At 32.8% G+C, this 19221-nt stretch carries 13 protein-coding genes; 2 read left to right on the forward strand and 11 right to left on the reverse strand.

Annotation, left to right across the window (positions count from 1 at the left end):
* Positions 1-8 precede the first annotated feature (8 nt).
* From PQF96_RS08045 to PQF96_RS08065, 5 genes are all read right to left on the reverse strand, one after another.
* Positions 9-458, reverse strand: a complete 450-nt coding sequence (locus PQF96_RS08045; protein WP_109434369.1) for a YHS domain-containing (seleno)protein — start codon at positions 456-458, stop codon at positions 9-11.
* A gap of 432 nt (positions 459-890) precedes the next feature.
* Entirely contained in the window at positions 891-1409 is a 519-nt protein-coding gene (locus PQF96_RS08050; protein WP_109434368.1) for a DUF350 domain-containing protein, read from the reverse strand.
* Between the two features lie 6 nt (positions 1410-1415).
* A complete protein-coding gene (locus PQF96_RS08055; RefSeq protein WP_109434367.1) occupies positions 1416-2435 on the reverse strand; it encodes a hypothetical protein in 1020 nt (339 codons plus the stop codon).
* Positions 2436-2438: 3 nt separating this feature from the next.
* The gene (locus PQF96_RS08060) at positions 2439-3422 is read right to left on the reverse strand and encodes a LuxE/PaaK family acyltransferase (RefSeq protein WP_271765697.1); all 984 of its coding nucleotides are present in this window, start codon (positions 3420-3422) and stop codon (positions 2439-2441) included.
* 131 nt (positions 3423-3553) lie between these two features.
* Positions 3554-3898: a T9SS type A sorting domain-containing protein gene (locus PQF96_RS08065; protein WP_160114027.1), complete on the reverse strand. Its 345-nt coding sequence runs from the start codon at positions 3896-3898 to the stop codon at positions 3554-3556.
* Between the two features lie 304 nt (positions 3899-4202).
* Here PQF96_RS08065 and PQF96_RS08070 point away from each other — a divergent pair, with 304 nt between their 5' ends.
* Entirely contained in the window at positions 4203-5609 is a 1407-nt protein-coding gene (locus PQF96_RS08070; protein WP_109434364.1) for an MATE family efflux transporter, read from the forward strand.
* Positions 5610-5697: 88 nt separating this feature from the next.
* On the opposite strand, the gene PQF96_RS08075 is transcribed toward PQF96_RS08070, so the two are convergent.
* The 6 genes from PQF96_RS08075 to PQF96_RS08100 all read right to left on the reverse strand — a co-directional run bounded on the left by PQF96_RS08075 (position 5698) and on the right by PQF96_RS08100 (position 16243).
* Positions 5698-6528: a T9SS type A sorting domain-containing protein gene (locus tag PQF96_RS08075; RefSeq protein WP_271765698.1), complete on the reverse strand. Its 831-nt coding sequence runs from the start codon at positions 6526-6528 to the stop codon at positions 5698-5700.
* A 285-nt stretch (positions 6529-6813) separates the two neighbouring features.
* Positions 6814-8028: a hypothetical protein gene (locus PQF96_RS08080; protein WP_271765699.1), complete on the reverse strand. Its 1215-nt coding sequence runs from the start codon at positions 8026-8028 to the stop codon at positions 6814-6816.
* 60 nt (positions 8029-8088) lie between these two features.
* Positions 8089-10863: a TonB-dependent receptor gene (locus tag PQF96_RS08085; RefSeq protein WP_271765700.1), complete on the reverse strand. Its 2775-nt coding sequence runs from the start codon at positions 10861-10863 to the stop codon at positions 8089-8091.
* Positions 10864-11371: 508 nt separating this feature from the next.
* Positions 11372-12676, reverse strand: a complete 1305-nt coding sequence (locus tag PQF96_RS08090) for a hypothetical protein (RefSeq protein WP_271765701.1) — start codon at positions 12674-12676, stop codon at positions 11372-11374.
* A 37-nt stretch (positions 12677-12713) separates the two neighbouring features.
* Positions 12714-15512, reverse strand: coding sequence for a TonB-dependent receptor (locus tag PQF96_RS08095; RefSeq protein ID WP_271765702.1), 2799 nt, complete (start codon positions 15510-15512; stop codon positions 12714-12716).
* 371 nt (positions 15513-15883) lie between these two features.
* Entirely contained in the window at positions 15884-16243 is a 360-nt protein-coding gene (locus PQF96_RS08100; protein ID WP_109434358.1) for a toxin-antitoxin system YwqK family antitoxin, read from the reverse strand.
* Between the two features lie 490 nt (positions 16244-16733).
* On the opposite strand from PQF96_RS08100, the gene PQF96_RS08105 reads away from it, so the two are divergent.
* The gene (locus tag PQF96_RS08105; RefSeq protein WP_109434357.1) at positions 16734-19133 is read left to right on the forward strand and encodes an inorganic phosphate transporter; all 2400 of its coding nucleotides are present in this window, start codon (positions 16734-16736) and stop codon (positions 19131-19133) included.
* Positions 19134-19221: the final 88 nt, after the last annotated feature.

The raw sequence follows: 19221 nt of genomic DNA on the forward strand, positions 1-19221 counted from the left end.
AGGCTGCATTACTTTTTTGTCTTTATGTTTTGCCAATTCGTATCAGCTTTTGCTTGTAACGTATTAGCATCTTCATTTTTCCATTTTTCTAGCGTATTTATTCCCCAGGAATTATAAAATAAGTATAGTTTGTTATCTCTTATTTCAAATGTCTTTGGGTTTATATCCACTTTTTCACTATTTACTGCGACTGCATAGGCGCAATATCCTCCGTACTGTGGTATATACTTATCAGGATTCTTTTTGAACTTTTCTAAGTTCTGCTGACTTGCGAATTTATATTTTACAGTATCGTGAGTGAATACAAATTTGTTGTCTCCTTTTACCGCTTTATTGTTAAAATATTCTGTAACATCATAGCCTTCTGCGATATAATTTTTATCGGTATTATAATCTATCTTTTGGGCGCTTATGACCGTCACAAAAGCAATAAAAAATAAGGTGACATATAGTTTCATAATTCTCTGTACTTATCGTCTTGTTAATTCAGTCGTAAAAAAATCCAATCATTACATTTTTAACATAATTATAAGTGTTTTTTTAGTACTTAAATTTAATTCATGTTTGATGAAGTAGTGTTTTGTATAATTTTGGTAATCATTGGGTTAAGGGTTGAATAATAAAGTCTGCATAGATATTGCTCTAGCAGACTTTATGAACTAACCAATCAATTAAAACTTAACACTCTTTATGATCATTGATCACATTGATTTTTTTACTCTATAGAATTATCACAATGTGGGAGTTTAAATAATTCTTTATTTTGAGTACATGTATTAGGTCGTAAAAAAAACCAATCATTACAGATTTAATGTGTTAATAATCAAATTGTGGATCAACTTCCCGGTTTTAGTAGGAATGAAAGCGATATAATTTTGAAGTTTGAGACTCTAGAGTAAGAAATTACTAGTTTCGGGATATGGGATCAGTGCACTAATGAGTAAGCTAATGCTATCTTTTGCAATTAAAGTAATAGATAATAGAGTTGCGGTAACCACTATTGCAGTCGAGATATTATTTTGCTGAATATCTTTAAATTCATTTACACCTTTGGTTAACACCGAAAAAAGTAAGAATACAGAGGTATTGATTATGACCGCAAATGCAAATCCTATGAATAAGTATAATCCCGAATATTGAGCTATCTTGCCAAAAGAGATCTCATCCCCATTAGACATAGATAGTCGTATTATATTAGTAATAGAAGGAATAATTTCTGCTAGTATGACACCAATTGATAAGATAATACCTGCAGTAAAAATCGAAAATGCAATATTGTCTTCTCTAAGAGAAATGTTTTTAAAAAATACTCTTTGTAATATTTTAAAAGAAATGAATAATATAAGTACAGAAACCACAATAGCAAGAGCTATTTCTATGAAAGCGAGAGTTAATAATTTGGTTTGCATGATTTTTTAAGTGTTAGTAAGTACAATGTACCATTGATTTATATTGTCAAAATTTTTGGGAAGTGTTCCGATGGTAAAATATTTATTGGTGGTTTCCCAAACATAATATCGTTTCCCGTTCTTGATTTTAAATTTTCCTTTTGCGGGAATATGTAATCCAAGGATAGAGTGTTTGTAATAATCACTATTAAGTATGGCGACATCATATCCAAAATGGCTAAGAATAGCATAAATAATAACGGTTCTGGTGTCACAATCTCCTTTTAGATTTCCCATAAAACCCACAGGGTTTTGTATTCCGAAAGGAATGTGGCCAATACAACAATCCTTGCACTTTTCTAATAGTACACGAATTGAATCTTCGTATTTGTCTGGAGATTCACATGCCGTATCAAAAACAAAAGCATATGGGATATCCTGTATGAAGGTAACTACCATTTCTGCAAATTCGAATTGATTGAGTTTGTTTGTGGTTTTAATTTTCTCGAGTTCCTTCAGAATTAAATCAAGTTTTGGAGTATCAGAAGTCGCTAAATGTTGATATAGTTTTCCCCAGGTCTGTTGTCTGTATTTTTGTGAGTTATTTGCGTATTCTGTTTTAGATGTAATATATTCTTTTTCCCGAACTGAAAATTCTCCTTTAAATGAATTTCCATAATTATCTGTCCATACTCTTTTTTGACGCAATAGTATAATAGAGTCTCCTTTCTCTAAAACCTTTTCGCGATAAATATCTTCTGAAATTACAGGTTGCTCAGTTTCTTGAATTATTGGAATGGTGCTAATAGCGTATCTAATTCCTAAAACAAATACGATAACGAGTCCGCTATATATCATATAACGCCAATGTGACTTTTTTTGATCAGCATCTTGTATTTTTCCAAGTATCCATGAAAAAACAAGTAAAACTATTACAAAAGAAGTGAATGAGGAAATGGGTAAAAAAGTCTGTACAAAACTACTTCCAATTATTGCTAATATAATAATCGCAGGAAAGGAAAAACAGCCTAATTTGTTTTGTGCCATAGTTTATAATGCCATTAGATTACAGCCTCTAATATCGCTATGATCAAATCTACCTAAAATTTCTAAACTTCCATCATTATAAATTTTACCAAGATCCTGAGTTGCTATAAATGAACAAGAATTAATGTTGGCAAGATCGATGATATTTATCCCTCCGGTTTTGTTAATGTCTAATATGGTTAATGGGTCTTCGGGGTCTCTTATAGAGACTTTCATCCAGGGAGGACAATAAAAAATACCATGACCCTTAGAATAAGCCTGGGATAATAACTCGGTCATTCCGTATTCACTATGGATTTGAGAAATGCCAAATCCGTCTTTAAGAGTTTGATGTAATTCTTGTCGTATCATTTCTTTTCTACGACCTTTCATACCTCCTGTTTCCATTACGACAACAGAATCATTTAGCTTGATGTCAAAATTTTCAACAAGATCTAATAATGCAAAAGAAACCCCAAGAAGTAAAACTTTTTTTCCTTTTGCTACGAGTTCTTGAAGGGTTTTTACTAGTTTTTGAGTTTCATGCAAATAAAATCCACTTTCGGGTTGATTGCTGTCTTCAATCAATTTTTCTGCCATATAGATAAGAGAAGAACCTTCTCTTTCTAGATATGAAGGTAATAATGCTAATACTATAAATTCGGTAATATCTCCATAGAAATGCTGAAATCCTCTTCTAAAACTTTTTTCATAAATATTGAGATCACTGACATAATGTTTACTCGTTACACTGCCAGTAGTGCCACTACTAGTAAAGATTTTGGATATTGAGGACTGAGTAGTACTTACTATTTTTTCCTGTTTAAAAAATTGAATAGGTAAAAAAGGAATGTCATCAATATGTTTTACAGAAGATTTTGTAACTCCAAGAAGATTACAGAATCTTTGATAAGTTAGAGTATTATTGTATTGGTGATTAAAAACGCGTAATGCTGACCGCTCAAAATCTGTATTATTTTGAATAGAAAAAATGGTATCAGTCAACATAAAATTTGTTCAGGAATTTTGTAGAACAAATGTATAAAAAAGACTGTCCTTTTTATAAATGTTTGTTTATTAAGATAAAAAAATGATGTATTAACGTTTAAAAATAAATGTAAGAATCCTGTAAATTTTTTTTAAGTTTTTACAAATTTTACAGTAGATGTTCTGTCTTCCTCTTTAATTCGTATGATATAGATAGCAGGAGGTAAAGATGAGATGTCTAATTCTTTACCAATTAAAACTTTAAACATTACTTTTTGACTTAAGGCCGTAAAAATAGTGACGGTTTTAGTAAGGTTTTTTTCTGAAGTAATATAAAGTGTGTTTCCACTGGCAGGATTAGGGGAAATTCGTAACCCTTTGATTTTTGTGTCATTGGATTGTTGTCTGTCAAAATTGCCAGACTGTGCTTGTATTCCTGGAGCAAAGGAAAAGCATATAAGACCAATAAATATGAATAGCAAGTAGATTTTTTTCATACAAAAAATTATTTTGGGGCAATAAATATACAACATTAAAATTAAAAATATAATAAAAAAGCGGCTTACTTCCCTTTAATTATGGATTAGACGGTTGTCCTCTACATGAATTACGGTTTTTAACTCAATTTTAATTTTTTATTCAAAAATAATGCCGCATATTTGTATCATCATGAAGTTATAAAAGAATTATGTACATAATTGTGCACATAGAGACCCCGCGATTTAGAAGCTAAGATTTTCTTCTTAGTCTTTTCTTACTCTAATTTTATTTATTTCTAATATTTCATAATTATAACTCATCATGACTGAAAATAAACTCACGTTTACTCGTCTATTTACATATTTCAAAATCGCATTAACCGGTAAGGAACAAGAATTCACTTCGGGAAGCATTCGCAAAGCTGTTTTTATGTTATCTGTACCTATGATTCTAGAGATGATGATGGAGTCTATCTTTGCTTTGGTAGATGCCTATTTTGTTTCTAGTCTTGGTGCAAATGCTATAGCCACAGTTGGTTTAACCGAATCTGTACTCACCTTAATTTATGCGGTAGCCATAGGATTAAGCATGGGGGCAACTGCAATTGTGGCACGACGAGTGGGCGAAAAAGATATTAATGGCGCCTCGCAAGCGGCAGTACAATCGATACTTTTAGGTACTATAATAGCGGTGATAATTAGCATATTCGGGATTCTTTTTCCTAAAGAAATTCTTGGGCTAATGGGTGCAGAACCTGACCTTATAGCAAGTGGTTATGGATATACTCAGGTGCTACTAGGAGGAAACATCACCATTATGTTATTGTTTCTGATTAATGCTGTATTTAGGGGAGCAGGGGATGCTTCAGTAGCGATGCGGGTGTTGATATTTTCGAATCTACTCAATATTATTCTGGATCCTATTTTTATTTTTGGATTTGGCCCTATCCCTTCATTCGGAGTTCAGGGAGCAGCAATTGCTACTACAATAGGTAGAGGTAGTGCTGTCATATTCCAATTATTGATCCTTTTCTATGGATGGAGTAAAATTAAAATTGCTTTTAAAGACATTGTTTTTAGAGCAGAGATTATGTTAAATCTGGTAAAAGTATCTCTTGGAGGGATTGGACAATTTATCATAGGGACTTCTAGTTGGGTATTCCTGATGCGAATTATGGCTGAATTTGGTAGTGAAGTATTGGCAGGATATACTATTGCAATTAGGGTATTAATGTTTACCCTTATGCCGTCTTGGGGAATGAGTAATGCTGCAGCAACATTGGTAGGTCAAAATCTAGGGGCAGCAAAACCAGAACGCGCAGAACAATCAGTTTGGAAAACTGGAAAATACAATGCTTATTTTATGCTTGTTGTATCTGTAGTCTATCTCATCTTTGCCGAAGTCATTATAAAAATATTTAGTACTGAAGCATTAGTTGTAGAATATGGAGCATTAAGCTTACGGGTGATTGCCGCAGGATATGTATTCTATGCCTATGGAATGGTCATTATACAATCGTTTAACGGAGCAGGAGATACAAAAACACCTACTATTATTAATTTCTTTTGTTTTTGGGTGTTTCAATTACCATTTGCATACTTCGCTGCTTTAGTATTGAATTGGGGAGCCATGGGCGTATTTCTGGCTATTACCTTTGCTGAAGTGCTTATTGCTGTAATTGGTATTATTTGGTTTAGAAAAGGAAAATGGAAAGAGGTTCGAGTATAAACTATTAGATAACAAAAAAACGGAAACGAGTTGCAATACTTCGTTTCCGTTACTATGATAAAATAGATTTATTTTAGTTTTTCAAAATTTACTCCTTAACCACTTTATAAGTGTCAGTGCCGTTTTTGATAATATAGAATCCTTTAGGTAGTTGATTTGTGATTTCTTTTTCTTCAAATTCATTTTTTATATCATGTCTAGAGATAAAAGTTCCATCAGATTTATAAATCTGAATCGAATAAGGTGAACGTTGAGAGCGTTCTACTGTTATATTTATTCTATTTGGACATGAATAAGAAATTTTTGCTGCTGGCTTTGACCCTCTAGTTAATTCGCCAATAGTTGTATGGGAAGTTACTTCTGAAATTATTTGGTCATATCTTCTAAAGCTTTGTCCCAATACACTAGTTACTGTATACTGCATAGTACCAATTTCTAAAGGGGATATGCTTCTATTGTATAAAGTGCTTGGATTTGATATGCCATTACAAATTGAAGTAATAGCTTCTGATCGGTCATCACCAAGAAGATTTGTTCTATATATTCTATATCTGTTTGATGCTACTCTTTTAACCCCTTTATATTCTAAAACAAGAAACAAAGGATTATTTAAATTCACTCCATTATCTTTGATTACTAAACTCCAGAAATTTATAGTTGTCCAATTAGGATAATTAACTATATCGTCTTCAGAGTTTATTCTTCCAGATGTAATTAAATTTTGTTGAGATTCTGAATTTTCATATAATCTATAATAAATTCTTTCATTGAAGTTACCCTTTAAATCAAAATCAAAATAAATTCTGTCATATTTATTAAGTGAATTAGCGCTTGAAGCAATGGACAAATTTTTTAGGTCAAATTGAGCATTTATAAGTAATGTATTTGATAAAAATAAAAGTAAAATAATTTTTTTCATGATTAAGGTTTTAAAAGTTATAGTATAAAGCTACTTCAAAATTTGATTAGTTATGTTGAGGTTTTCCAGTACTTGATTGTTAATTTACTATTGTTTAACAGAGATAAGATTTTAGTAACATTGTGAGGTGTATTGTATAGATTTTTATCAGAGTATAGCAAGTAATGATTGTGTTGAATGTATAGATGGTTAATTGTTTGAAGAAATACCTTTAGGGGAATTAGGTTAAAAAGAAAAAGCTGCCAATTGGCAGCTTTTTAGTTATATTTTATTATGTGTTTTTACTTAGAAAGTAAATCCAGTCCAAGCAAAAATTGCTGTATCTACAGAAGGAGTAGTTCCAGAAGTAATTGTAACAGTTGCTTCGGTAGCATCACCGCAGTCAGCCAAAGTACGGTTTTTGATATCCATAATATCTAATCCATTTGCTGGATTAGCCGTACCTGTTAAACTTAAACCTGCAATTGCACATCCTCTACCATCTCTAAGATCTACAAGATCACTAGCAGAAGCGTCTTCATTGTTTAATGCGATGTATGCATTTGTAATAGTAGCACCACTTCCTCTTCTGATTTTGATCATATCAGCCATTTCAATGATTCCACTATTGATGATTGTTATTCCGTCAATAGTTGGGTTAGACTGTCCAGCATCTCCAGGAGAATTACCGTCTAGATTACCATCACCTTCGATACCTCTAGGGTCTTCAGAAATTGCAGTAAAATCTGCTGTTCTTAATCCATACCAGTTAGAACCATTTCCAGTCCATCCTTGTGTCCAGTCAAACATATCGTCTCTAGCATTAACCATTAAAGCGTTGGTTACAGAAACAGTACCACCAAAGAATTCGATGGCATCATCATCACCAAATAATGCAGCTACATTACTAATTTGTGTTCCAGATCCAACACCATAAAGAGTAATTCCGTTAAACTCTTTTTCGCCATTAATACGAGCTCCAGTGTATTCTACAATAACATAGTCTAAAACACCAGAATTATCCGTAGCTTCTGTACCGCCATATTGTAATGGTAATACTTCTGTAGTAGAAGTGCCTCCGCCACTAATCGGAGCTTTACCATTAATTAATAAACCACCCCAGTCACCTGGTCTTGGGTTACCAGCATTAGAAGTAATTTTGATCGGTGCAGCAGCGGTTCCATCAGCCATGATTTTCCCTCCTTGTTCTACAACGATAAATACACCTGTTCCACCAGCAGCAGCTTTTATTGTAGTTCCTGCTTCAATAGTTAAAGTGGCTCCATCTTTTACTGCCAATTCACCTGTAAGAATCCAAGCTTCACTTGCAGCCAAAGTAATATCTCCTGTAACATCACCTTTAAGGTCGGTTACTATTAAATCATCATCATCCTGACTAGCAATAGTGCCATCTAAAGTAGGACCTGGAGTCGTTGGTGTAGTAGGTGCATCATCATCACTACTACAAGAGGCTACTAATAAAGCAGCAATTGCCAAACTTGATAAAAATAATCTTTTCATGTTTTCTGTTTTTTTGAGTTTAAAATATGCGTAATTATGATTATGTACTTATTTAAAAAATTAGAATTCGTAAGAGATACCAGCACTGATATTTACTCCCTTTTTATAGGTTGTTAAATCTATAGTTTCACCAGCAGTAGTATCCTGAGTCAATTTAAAATCCGGATTTAATAGATTCTTAGCACTTAGTGAAATTCCAAAATGTTCACCTAGCTTTAGTTTATTGATGAAGTCTAATGTTGGGATTCCCGTTTCTACTATGTTTTCTCTTCCTGCTACTCCAATCGTAAAGATTCTATCACTGAAATAGTTAAATACAAGAGAAGATAATAGATCGTATTTTGGTCTATTGATGTTGTAGGTAATGTCTGCGTTTATTAAAAGGTCAGAAGCACCGGACAACTCGTCTTCATCATTTGTATATCTAACCGTTAGTTCATCTGTATCGACATCTTCAAGGGTTTGATTAGTGTTTAGGTATGATATATTTAATCCAGCAGTCAATTTATTATTACCATTAGCATCTTCACCTATATCGTTATTGAATATATCTTTTCTGATTTCTAACTCTGCTCCAAAAGCAGTAGCTTCAGGAGTATTTACAAATGAAATATCATTTCCCGCAGAATTCACTTCAATCGTATTTATTGGGAAATCTATATATTTAAAAAAACCTGTGATTGCAATGATTTCTCCTGATTTTGGATACCATTCATATTTTAGATCTACATTGTAATCATCTGATGCTTGAAGTAAAGGATTACCAAATCTTGAAAAATTAACATCCTCATATAAGAAAGGGGCAACTTCGATAAATTGAGGTAATGTATAGGTCTTGCTACCTGCTAATCTTAGAATACTATTTTCAGAGAAATTGTACTTTAAACTCATGCTTGGTAGAATGTAGTTCTCTTCGATAACTCCGGTAGGTCCACTAGGAGGATTAGATACACTACTGATTAGTTCTGTGTCATAATCAACAGTTTGCTCAACATTATCAAGTCTTAAACCAAGACTAACTGTTAAATTGTCAACTAAAGACAGTGTTGTCGATCCAAAAGGAGAAATTATTGTTCTGTCTGCTGAATAAAAGAAAGGGGTTAACGCATTAGGATTGTCTGCTCTTCCTCTATCGGTTACTAGACTGAAAGTACCGTCATCAATAGATTGTTGGTTGAATAAAGCATCAATATTATTTCTGTCCACTAGAATCTGAGAATTAAAATTTGTGCTGTATTGAATAAAATCGAATTGTCTTTCTGTATTTCTGTAATTAACTCCTAATTCTATGTTATTGATTTTCTGAGTGTCATCACTATCAGAAGTATTTAGATCATAAGTGATGATTGCTTTACCTGCGATATCATCCTCATCTAATTGAGAGAAGAAACGATGATTAAGCCCTGCACTACCAGTAGTTGTTCTAAATTCTCCATCAATTCGCAAAAAGGTGTTTTGTCTTCTATCTGGTTCATCACTTTGAGCATTACTATAAGACCCACCAAAATCTAATGTAAGTTTATCATTGATATTAAAATATCCCAGTAATTGATTAATAAATACATTGTTGTTATTGGTTTGTTGTCTTCTTATAAATGTAGGACGTTCAGCATCGTCGCTAACGCTATCTTGCTGTCCAAAATAATCACTTACGCTTTGTGTATTGTCATGAATGTATATAGTGTTTAACGCAAGATAATTTCCGTTTCCAAAACTATACTTAAAGTTCCCCATAAGTTTTTGAGAAACATTATATTCATATTGTTGAACATCTAGATTTCTTGAAAATCCGCCAGTAGCATTAATTTGTTTAGAAAATCCATCCTTAAATTGATAGCTATTATCAAATCCGCCAACTAGAAAAACACTTAATCTATTTTCACCGATATCAAATTTTTTACCTCCCGAAATTGCAATACTGCTATTAAATTGAGAGCTTTGAGCATCTGGATCTAGACTGTTTTCAAAATTGTATTGAGTTAAATCGGTAAGAGGAAAATCTTTGTCGAGACCTGTTCCAAAACCATTGGCACCATCTGCAACTAAAAAATTATCTTCACCTACAGTTTCCGTATTAATACCAGTAGAGATAGAAACCTTAAATTCTTCTTTACCTACTATTTCTTTAGATTCAATATCGATATTAGCGCCTGCGACATCTCCATATAATCTAGAGCTAAATACCTTACTTACCCCAATAGTTTTAATAATATCAGAGGAAAAAAGATCCAGAGTAATATTTTTATATGTTGGATTATCAGAAGGTAATGGTAATCCATTTAAAGAAGTAGAATTATAACGATCACCAAGCCCTCTAACAAAAACATTTTTTTCTCCTTGTTGTTTAGTTACTCCCGTAATTTTGGTTACAGCTGCTTCTGCATCACTAACCCCTTTTCTGGCTAATTCCTGGGCACCGATGGCTTGTTTAATTTCTACTGCATTCTTTTGTTCTATTAAAAGGGCTTCTTCACGTTCTCTACTAGTTATTACTTTTATAACAACCTCTTCTAATGCTGCTGCGGTAGCACCCATAGTGGCATCTACGACAGCTACTTTATCTGCTTCTACTACTACATTAGGTATCTCTACAGTTTGGTATCCAGTAAAACTAAATTCAATAGTATACGTACCAGCGGGAATATCTGTGATCTCGAATAATCCATCAAAATCTGTAGAAGATCCCTTTGAAGTACCTTGGACAACTACATTAGCAAAAGGAAGTGGTTGATTGTTTGACTCTTTGTCTAATAGTTTACCGGCAATTGTCCCGGTTTCTTGTGCAAAAACAGCACCTAAACAAAGTAGAGCTGCTATCGTAAATAATTTTCTCATTTTGTGTTTTAAATCTGTTACAAATAAATACGGTTTTACAGTAATAGATTTTATCCCACTATTATGGTTAGTTTAAGGGATTGTGATGTAGGAAAAATGAAGAAAAGGTGAGATTTGTAGGATTTTTTAGTGTGATTTTTAGTTAGGATTTGAAATCAATAGATTAGTGCTAACCTTTTGTATAACAGGATTTTTGAGGAAATGAAAAAGTGTAATAGACAATAAAGATTTAGTTGCCTTTTATGGTGCTGTTAAGTGAAATTCTATTTGCTGTAATGTATTAGAAAATTGTTATGTAAGTGTTAATCCTAATAAAATTGTAGAAATGGACTTAACAATGTGGTAAAACAGAATCGACAAAATAAGAATTTTTTTGGCAAGTTTTTTTATGTGATTCTTTCCTTTGTGTTGATTGTTAGGGATTTGTGGTTTTGTGTACTGAAGAACGTAAAAAATAAGCCTGGCAAATGCCAGGCTTATTAAAGAGTAAAAATAGTTACTATATGTCTTATAAACGAGTCCAATCTGATGTCCAGGTATCTCCTTCTTGTAATGCTCCTACATAGTTAGCGGCATCAAAAAATGTTCCTAGAGTTGAAGGATCAAAATTATCTACACCATCTACAGCAACGGTAAACTGATATGTGCCTCTAAAACCATTTATTTCGAAAGAAGCTGGAACTGCTGTTCCTGAAGCGTCTGTTGAATAATTGTTAAACGTTGCAAAATTGGCTAAATCTACTGTCGCGGTTCCTGCGCTTAACTCAAAGGATGTCGGATTATCAATAATTGAATTACGAATGGTAAGTTCGTTATTGTTTAAATTTGTAAAGGTTTGATCATCATTTAGCTCTACACCTTTAGAGAAATTCTTGATAATCATATTATGAATAGATACTTTGGTTCCTCTTCTAAATAATATAGCTTCATTTTTTCCATCGCCATCTTCAGCTCCTATCAAAGTAATATTGGATAATGTTGGATTTGAGAAAGGAGCTGCAGCATTATTTGATTTTAGATTATCAGCTTCAATTCCATGATCTCCAGCACTAGTAGTTTGTTGTACGATCCAAAATTGCCCATTTCCTGTCCATCCATCTGTCCAATCAAAAGAATCATCACCTGCACCAGTCACAACAGCATATTTAAGATTTACTGTTCCTCCAAAAAATTCGATACCATCATCATTACCGTTAAAAGCCTGAATGTATTCTAAAGTAGTTCCATTTCCTACACCATATAGAGACAATCCATTATATTCTGCATCAGCATTAATTTTACCTCCCGTATATTCTAAACGTACATAACGCAAAATTCCTGAATCATCTGTAGCATCCGTTCCACCATAGGTAAGACTTGCAACTTCTGTCGTAGCAGTAGTTCCCCTGTTAATAGGAGCTTTACCAGCTAATAATAAACCTCCCCAATCACCAGGGTTAGGAGTTGATTTGTTAGAAGTAAATACGATTGGTTGACTGGCAGTACCTTCTGCGATGATTTTTGCTCCTTGCTCTATCGCTAAGTATGCAAATACACCACCAGTATTTCCAGCGATAATTCTTGTACCTGCTTCTATAGTTAATGTTACTCCGTCGACAACAGAAACTCCACCTCTTAATTCGTATACTTCACTAGAAGTTAATGTGCGGTTTTCGGTAATTTGACCTTCTAATACTACGGCTCCAGATGCAGTGCCTGTTCCTCCTCCTTCATTGATAGTAATATCACCAATATTATCTTCCTGAACGGTACATGCACCAAATACAAGTGTAATGCCCAATATGATTCCTGTAAATAGATTTCTTGTTTTCATCTTTATAAATGCTTAATTGTGTTGTTGTTTAATTTTCTTATAATTTAAATGTTACGCCAAGGCTTACATTGATTCCATTATCAAACTTATAGGTAGTAAATTCCTGACCGATGTTTTCCTGATCTTGATATCTTTCTATAGATGGGTTTAATAAATTTCTTGCCTTGAAACTTAATACGATATGATCGCCAATTTCATCTTTAAAATTAAAGTTTAGCAAGCCAAATCCTTTTTCAAAAATATCTCCTACGCCGTTACCCCCAGCAGAGTACACACGATCTCCAAAGATGTTGAAATCTAAGCCCGAAGTTATTTTGTGAGTATTAAAAGTTTTAGAATATGACACATCTGTATTGATCAAGTATGGTGATGCTCCCTGTAATTGTCTATCTAAGTTTGTTGGAGCAATATTAGAACCATTAAATGTTGTAACACTGTTGTCGATTTTAACTTTGGAATACATTAAAGTGGCATTAATTCCAAAATTTAAATCGTTCCAAACCGTTTCTTCTACTTTAAATAGATTACCAAGATTCTTTTTGTATTCTAGTTCCGCACCAAAAATGATAGCGTTATCAGAGTTTATAAATGTATTTTGGTTTGCTGCAGAGGCTACAAATACTTTCTCAATAGGGTTTTCTATATATTTACCAAATAATGTGGCAGCAACTAGTTCTCCTGATTGTTCGGGGAAATGTTCCCATTTGATATCTGCATTGTAGTTGTCAGAATTTTCGAGAATAGGATTCCCTAAAGTTACTTCAGTAACGTCTTCATCTAAGAAAGGAGCTACTTCTGTGAACTTAGGTAGTGTTACTGTTTTACTAGCTGCAAAGCGCAGATTAGATTGTTCGTTGATTTCATATTTGAAACTAATACTAGGTAAAATAAAAGTTTCGTCAATTGTTTGTTTTCTAAAAGGAGAAGTTTCTAAGTCTTGTTGCTCTCTGTAGAATACGTTTTGTTCGAATAACTCTGTTCTTATTCCCCCATTAAAAGTCAACTTAGAGGATAACTCATATTGAAGATTAGCAAAACCGGCCAAAGTCAATAAATCGGCTTCATAAATTCGAGTTGGATTAAGATTTTCCAAAACAATGTATGATCCATTAAGAAAATTAGTTTCATTTAATAATGCATCAGGATTGTTAAAATCTACATTTGTAGTTCTAAAGTTATTTACATTATAATTTACCTGGTTAGCTTCAAAATCTCTATCCTTTGATCTGGCTGCTAATCCAACCGTCAATTTGTTTTTGAAGTTGTCATCCTCATCTTTTCCGAAGTTGATATCAAAATCCAGTTTTCCAGAATAATCATTTTCGTCTAATTCTTGATAAAAACGTTGGTTATTGGCAAAATCGGGACTGGTACGGTTTCCTAGTACCAAAAAACCGGGAGATAATTCTGTAAAAAATAATGTACGTCGATCGGGAATCAATCCTTGTGCTTTATTATAAGCACCACCCCAAACTAATTTATACTTGTCCTCAGCAAACTTATGCTCACCAGTTAATTGTTGTGTAAACAAAGTATTTTGCTCATATGTTCCTCTTCTGGCAAATATTGTTACATCTGTAGCTTCACTTCCGATCCCTATAAATTCTCTTAATTCATCTTGAGTGTCATTTACAAATAAGGTAGTTGCTAATATTTTATTATTAGCGTTCCAACGGTATCCTAAACTTCCTAACACCGTAGTGTTTGTGCTGTATTGATATCGATCAGTATTGTCAAAATTTGTAATAATTCCTCCTTGAGAGTTAAAAGAAGCTTCTGTTCCGTTAAGTGCTGTTTTGTGATCTTGACTAAATGATGCGGTAACTAATACATCAAGTTTTTGCTCATCATTAATAGTAAAGCTTTTTCCTCCAGTAATGTTAGCACCACCATCAGGAGCATTAAATCTTTTTCTAGGATTAAAAGAAGTGTCAAATGGGAAATAATCGATTTGAGTACTTACATAGTTGTAATTAGGAATATCCAAAAATATAGGAACTCTTCTTGATCCATCATCTAATCCCCACTCATCGTATTGTCCGCCATCAAGCAAGAAAAAATCATTACCAACTGCATTAGTGTTAACTCCCGAAGTAAATCCGACTTCTAAAAAGCCTTTGCCAGGACGATCTTTGGTGTCTATGTTTACACTGGCTCCTGCAAAATCTCCGTAGATGTTAGGAGAATAGGTTTTATAGATTCCTAGATTTTCTACAATACCTGTTGGGAATATTCCTAGATCAATAAGTTTTAATTTTGGATTTAATGAAGGAATTGGTAATCCATTTAAATATGCATTATTGTATCGATCACCTAAACCACGTACATATAATTTGTCACTTTGTCTGGAGATACCAGTAGCCTTAGTTAATCCAGTAGCGACATCGCTTACTCCTTTTTTAGAAAGTTCTTGTGCGCCTATCTTTTGCTGAATCGTAACTGCATTTTTTTGTTCTAATAAGATAGCAGCTTCAGATTCTTTTTTAGTAGTTGTTTTAATAATTACTTCATCAAGTGCAGCAGCACTCGCCCCAATAGAGGCATTTACTGTTGTTGCTTCATTAGCTTTTACTACAACCTCCTTAATGTCTAATGTTTCGTATCCAACAAAACTAAATTCTACGGTATATGTACCAGGTTCTAGATTGTCAATAGTGTATAGGCCATCAAAATCTGTAGTCGTTCCTTTTGTTGTTCCTTTTATCAATACATTAGCAAAAGGTAAAGGTTGGTTGTTAGATTCTTTGTCTAACAATGTACCAGTTATAGAACCGGTTTCTTGCGCGAAGAGTATTCCTACAAAAAATAGCGCAAGGAGCGTAACAATTTTTTTCATTTAACTTGTTCTGAAATTCCCGGCAAAGAACGATAGGAAGTGTTAAATGTGTGTTATTCAAAAATTAATTATGTATCATTTTAATGTTAGATAATTGTTATGCAGATGCACATGAGACGTGTTTTCTTAACATTAAGAATGTGTTAGTGGGATTTTAAATTGCTTGAAAATAAATACTTGAAATGATGCTTAGCGTAGTGCCTAGTATTGTTAAGGAAATGTTTTTACGATTTGTAATGTGAAAAAAATATTAAAAACCCTTTTTGTAGAAAAGTCAAGTAAAGGAAAAATGAGAGTCATTTTTTTTCATTTTATGTCATAAAAAAACGCCTCACTTAATGAGGCGTTTTTTTACATTTTTTAGACAATTTTTAATTGTTATAATTAACAACTACATTATCTTTATTAGACCAAGTAGTTACATCTGCAATTTGATTATCACTATAATTTACTTCTGATAATTTATCAGCACTCCAGAAAAACCATTTTCCGGTTTTCACTCCTTGACTATATTGCCCCATGGCAATTTTCTTTCCTGTAGCATCATATGATTTCCATTCTCCATGAAGCTTACCTTCTTTATTATAAAAACCTTGTTGTCTTACTGAACCATCCTGATAAAAGAATGTACCTTTAATAAGATCTCCCTGCTTTTCAAATGTAGGTTTTACTTCCTGAGCAAAAATAGTTGCGGAAAACATCAATGCAATTGCTATTACTAAATTTCTCATATATTAACTTTTTGTTTGGGGGTTCTTAATATTTATATTACAAACATAACATTAATTTTACTTTTAAACAACTTTTACATAACATTAAATTAACAATAAGCTTGTAAGTAACTAATAATGAATATTTTATATAATTTATTTTTTGGTAACATTGAGTTTTAAATTTTTGGATTTTGTACTTAATGATAGCTTAGCTTAGAAGTTAAGAGCAGGTTATAACTATTGCATTGTACATTTTTAGTCCTTTAGTAATGGTGTTAAGTATTTGTTTATAAGTGTTTTACTGATTGATTTGGAGTCCTTTTTAGTTTTAGGTACTCTATTTTTATATAGGTGTAAATAACAGTAATTAATCGATATTAATTTATACATTTGAAAGTTGTAATACCACATAAATAGAGGTGAAAAGGCTTTGAAAAGATAACATTTCAATAACATATGACTTGAATTTTAATAACATTTTTGTGGTCAATAAGTACATGCAAAGTATATGAGTGATATTTACATATTGATGATTGTTGCATTAGCGGCTTTAGCTGTAGCCGACCTTATAGTTGGTGTAAGTAATGATGCTGTTAATTTTTTAAATTCTGCAATAGGTTCTAAAGCAATTTCTTTTAGAACAATTATGATTGTAGCAAGTATAGGTATAGCTGCAGGAGCTATTTTTTCTAGTGGACTAATGGAAGTAGCTCGTAAAGGTATTTTTGTCCCTGGAGAGTTTTATTTTGATGAGATCATGATCATCTTTATGGCGGTTATGATTACTGATATATTGCTCCTTGACTTTTTTAATACCTTAGGAATGCCTACATCGACCACGGTATCTATCGTTTTTGAATTATTAGGAGCGGCAGTGTGTGTAGCGTTACTTAAAATTTCTGCCGATTCATCACTTTCTATTGCAGATTTGGGTAACTATATTAATACAAAGAAAGCAGGCGAAATTATAACCGGGATTTTATTATCTGTTGTGGTTGCGTTTTCTGTTGGAGCGATTGTTCAATATATATCTCGTTTGTTATTGTCTTTTAATTTCGAAAAGAAGGCGAAATGGGTTGGAGCATTATTTGGAGGAATTGCCCTTACAGCAATACTCTATTTTATATTTATAAAAGGTATTAAGGGAACAAATTATGCTAAGTCTATTGTTGACATTATATATAATGGAGGAGCAGAAGGATTGCTGGATTGGGCAAATGCATATTTTAATAGTTCATATGAGACCGTTAAAGAATTAGTAGCGGCCAAAAAAGATTTATTTAAAATTGATACTGAAGCAGGAACCATAGCATTAACATTGAGAGGTTTCTTAGAAACTAATGTTCCGCTAATTGTGTCAGCGGGTTTTGTATTGCTATCCATAATTTCATATTTAATAATAGTATTATTTAAAACTAATATCTATAAGTTGATTATTGTGGTAGGAACTTTTGCATTAGCATTGGCTTTTGCTGGAAATGACCTTGTAAACTTTATAGGTGTCCCTATCGCTGCTTTGAAAGCTTATGAAGCATGGAGCGCATCCGGACAGTTACCAGGTGAATTCTCGATGGCAGTTTTGGGAGGGAAAGCAGAAACTCCTACCTTATTGTTATTGGCTGCAGGTATTATAATGGTCTTAACTTTATGGTTTTCTTCTAAGGCAAGGAATGTTGTTAAGACTTCTATTGATTTATCAAGACAAGGCGAAGGAGATGAGAAGTTTCGTCCAAATTTTTTATCCAGAGGCATTGTTAGAGGAACGGTGTTTATTTCGGATGTAATTACTTCTATTACCCCAAAATCATTTAAAGGAGTTACAGAAAGACAATTCGATCAAGAATCTATTGATTCTACAAATACCTTAACAGCCAAAAAGGAGGACCTTCCTGCTTTTGATATGGTAAGAGCAGCAGTAAACCTTATGGTAGCTGGGGTGTTAATTTCTATTGCAACTTCTATGAAATTACCTCTTTCTACAACATATGTAACTTTTATGGTTGCAATGGGTACTTCATTAGCAGATAGAGCTTGGGGAACAGAGAGTGCTGTATATCGTGTGGCTGGAGTATTAAATGTGATCGGTGGATGGTTCTTTACGGCAATAAGTGCATTTATTGCTGCGGCTACAATTGCTTTTTTATTGAATATTCATCTACCTGCAATGTTAGCTGTATTGCTTTCTTTGGCAGTATTTCTTTTGGTTAGAAATACGATTAAATATCGTAATAAAACCAGAGCAGAAAGAGCTGAAGATAGACTTAAAAAATCTGAAAGTAGTTCTATACAAGGAGTTATAGAAGAGAGTGCAGATAATATTAAGTCTTTTGTAAATAGAGGAAATAAGATCTATGGACAGACTATTGATAGTTTGGCAAAATATGATTTAGCTGCATTAAAGAAAAGTAGAAAAGGAATTGCAAAATTAGAAACTGAGGTCGAAGAATTAAGAGATAGTATCTTTTATTTTATCAAAAACCTTGATGAATCCAGTGTAGGAGCCAGTAATTTTTATATTTCGATTTTGGGATATCTAGAGGATATTACTCAATCTCTGGAGTATGTGGCCAAGGTAAGTCATAAACATGTAAATAATAATCATAAGAAACTTAGGTTTAACCAAATTAAAGACCTAAAAGAAATAGAAGATCATCTTAATGACTTCTTCAGTAATATCAAAACTGTTTTTGATAGCAGAGAGTTTAATACACTTAATGGTATTATAAATGAAAAACAAGAGTTGTTTACGATTGTTAATGATAAAATCAATAAACAAGTTGCGAGAACAAGAACCGAAGAAAGCAGTCCTAAAAATACTACATTGTATTTTGGTTTGTTAATGGAGACAAAAGACTTGATTACAGCCACGATGAATCTATTAACCACCTATAGAGATCATCAGGATTAATTATTTTAGGATAATTGTGACGTTAAGTAAATGTTATCCTTATGAAATTTTTACGTTAGTTTATTGTTTCCTAGTGTAATAGTTGTGA

It is taken from the genome of Aquimarina algiphila, assembly GCF_947494415.1.
Classification (GTDB): domain Bacteria; phylum Bacteroidota; class Bacteroidia; order Flavobacteriales; family Flavobacteriaceae; genus Aquimarina; species Aquimarina algiphila.

Bases quoted from the DNA above. Each gene is read 5' to 3' on its own strand.
- PQF96_RS08095 (WP_271765702.1), bottom strand. From the start codon at position 15,512: ATGAAAAAAATTGTTACGCTCCTTGCGCTATTTTTTGTAGGAATACTC.
- PQF96_RS08060 (WP_271765697.1), bottom strand. From the start codon at position 3,422: ATGTTGACTGATACCATTTTTTCTATTCAAAATAATACAGATTTTGAG.
- PQF96_RS08105 (WP_109434357.1), top strand. From the start codon at position 16,734: ATGAGTGATATTTACATATTGATGATTGTTGCATTAGCGGCTTTAGCT.
- PQF96_RS08080 (WP_271765699.1), bottom strand. From the start codon at position 8,028: ATGAAAAGATTATTTTTATCAAGTTTGGCAATTGCTGCTTTATTAGTA.
- PQF96_RS08065 (WP_160114027.1), bottom strand. From the start codon at position 3,898: ATGAAAAAAATCTACTTGCTATTCATATTTATTGGTCTTATATGCTTT.
- PQF96_RS08070 (WP_109434364.1), top strand. From the start codon at position 4,203: ATGACTGAAAATAAACTCACGTTTACTCGTCTATTTACATATTTCAAA.
- PQF96_RS08100 (WP_109434358.1), bottom strand. From the start codon at position 16,243: ATGAGAAATTTAGTAATAGCAATTGCATTGATGTTTTCCGCAACTATT.
- PQF96_RS08075 (WP_271765698.1), bottom strand. From the start codon at position 6,528: ATGAAAAAAATTATTTTACTTTTATTTTTATCAAATACATTACTTATA.
- PQF96_RS08090 (WP_271765701.1), bottom strand. From the start codon at position 12,676: ATGAAAACAAGAAATCTATTTACAGGAATCATATTGGGCATTACACTT.
- PQF96_RS08050 (WP_109434368.1), bottom strand. From the start codon at position 1,409: ATGCAAACCAAATTATTAACTCTCGCTTTCATAGAAATAGCTCTTGCT.
- PQF96_RS08055 (WP_109434367.1), bottom strand. From the start codon at position 2,435: ATGGCACAAAACAAATTAGGCTGTTTTTCCTTTCCTGCGATTATTATA.
- PQF96_RS08045 (WP_109434369.1), bottom strand. From the start codon at position 458: ATGAAACTATATGTCACCTTATTTTTTATTGCTTTTGTGACGGTCATA.
- PQF96_RS08085 (WP_271765700.1), bottom strand. From the start codon at position 10,863: ATGAGAAAATTATTTACGATAGCAGCTCTACTTTGTTTAGGTGCTGTT.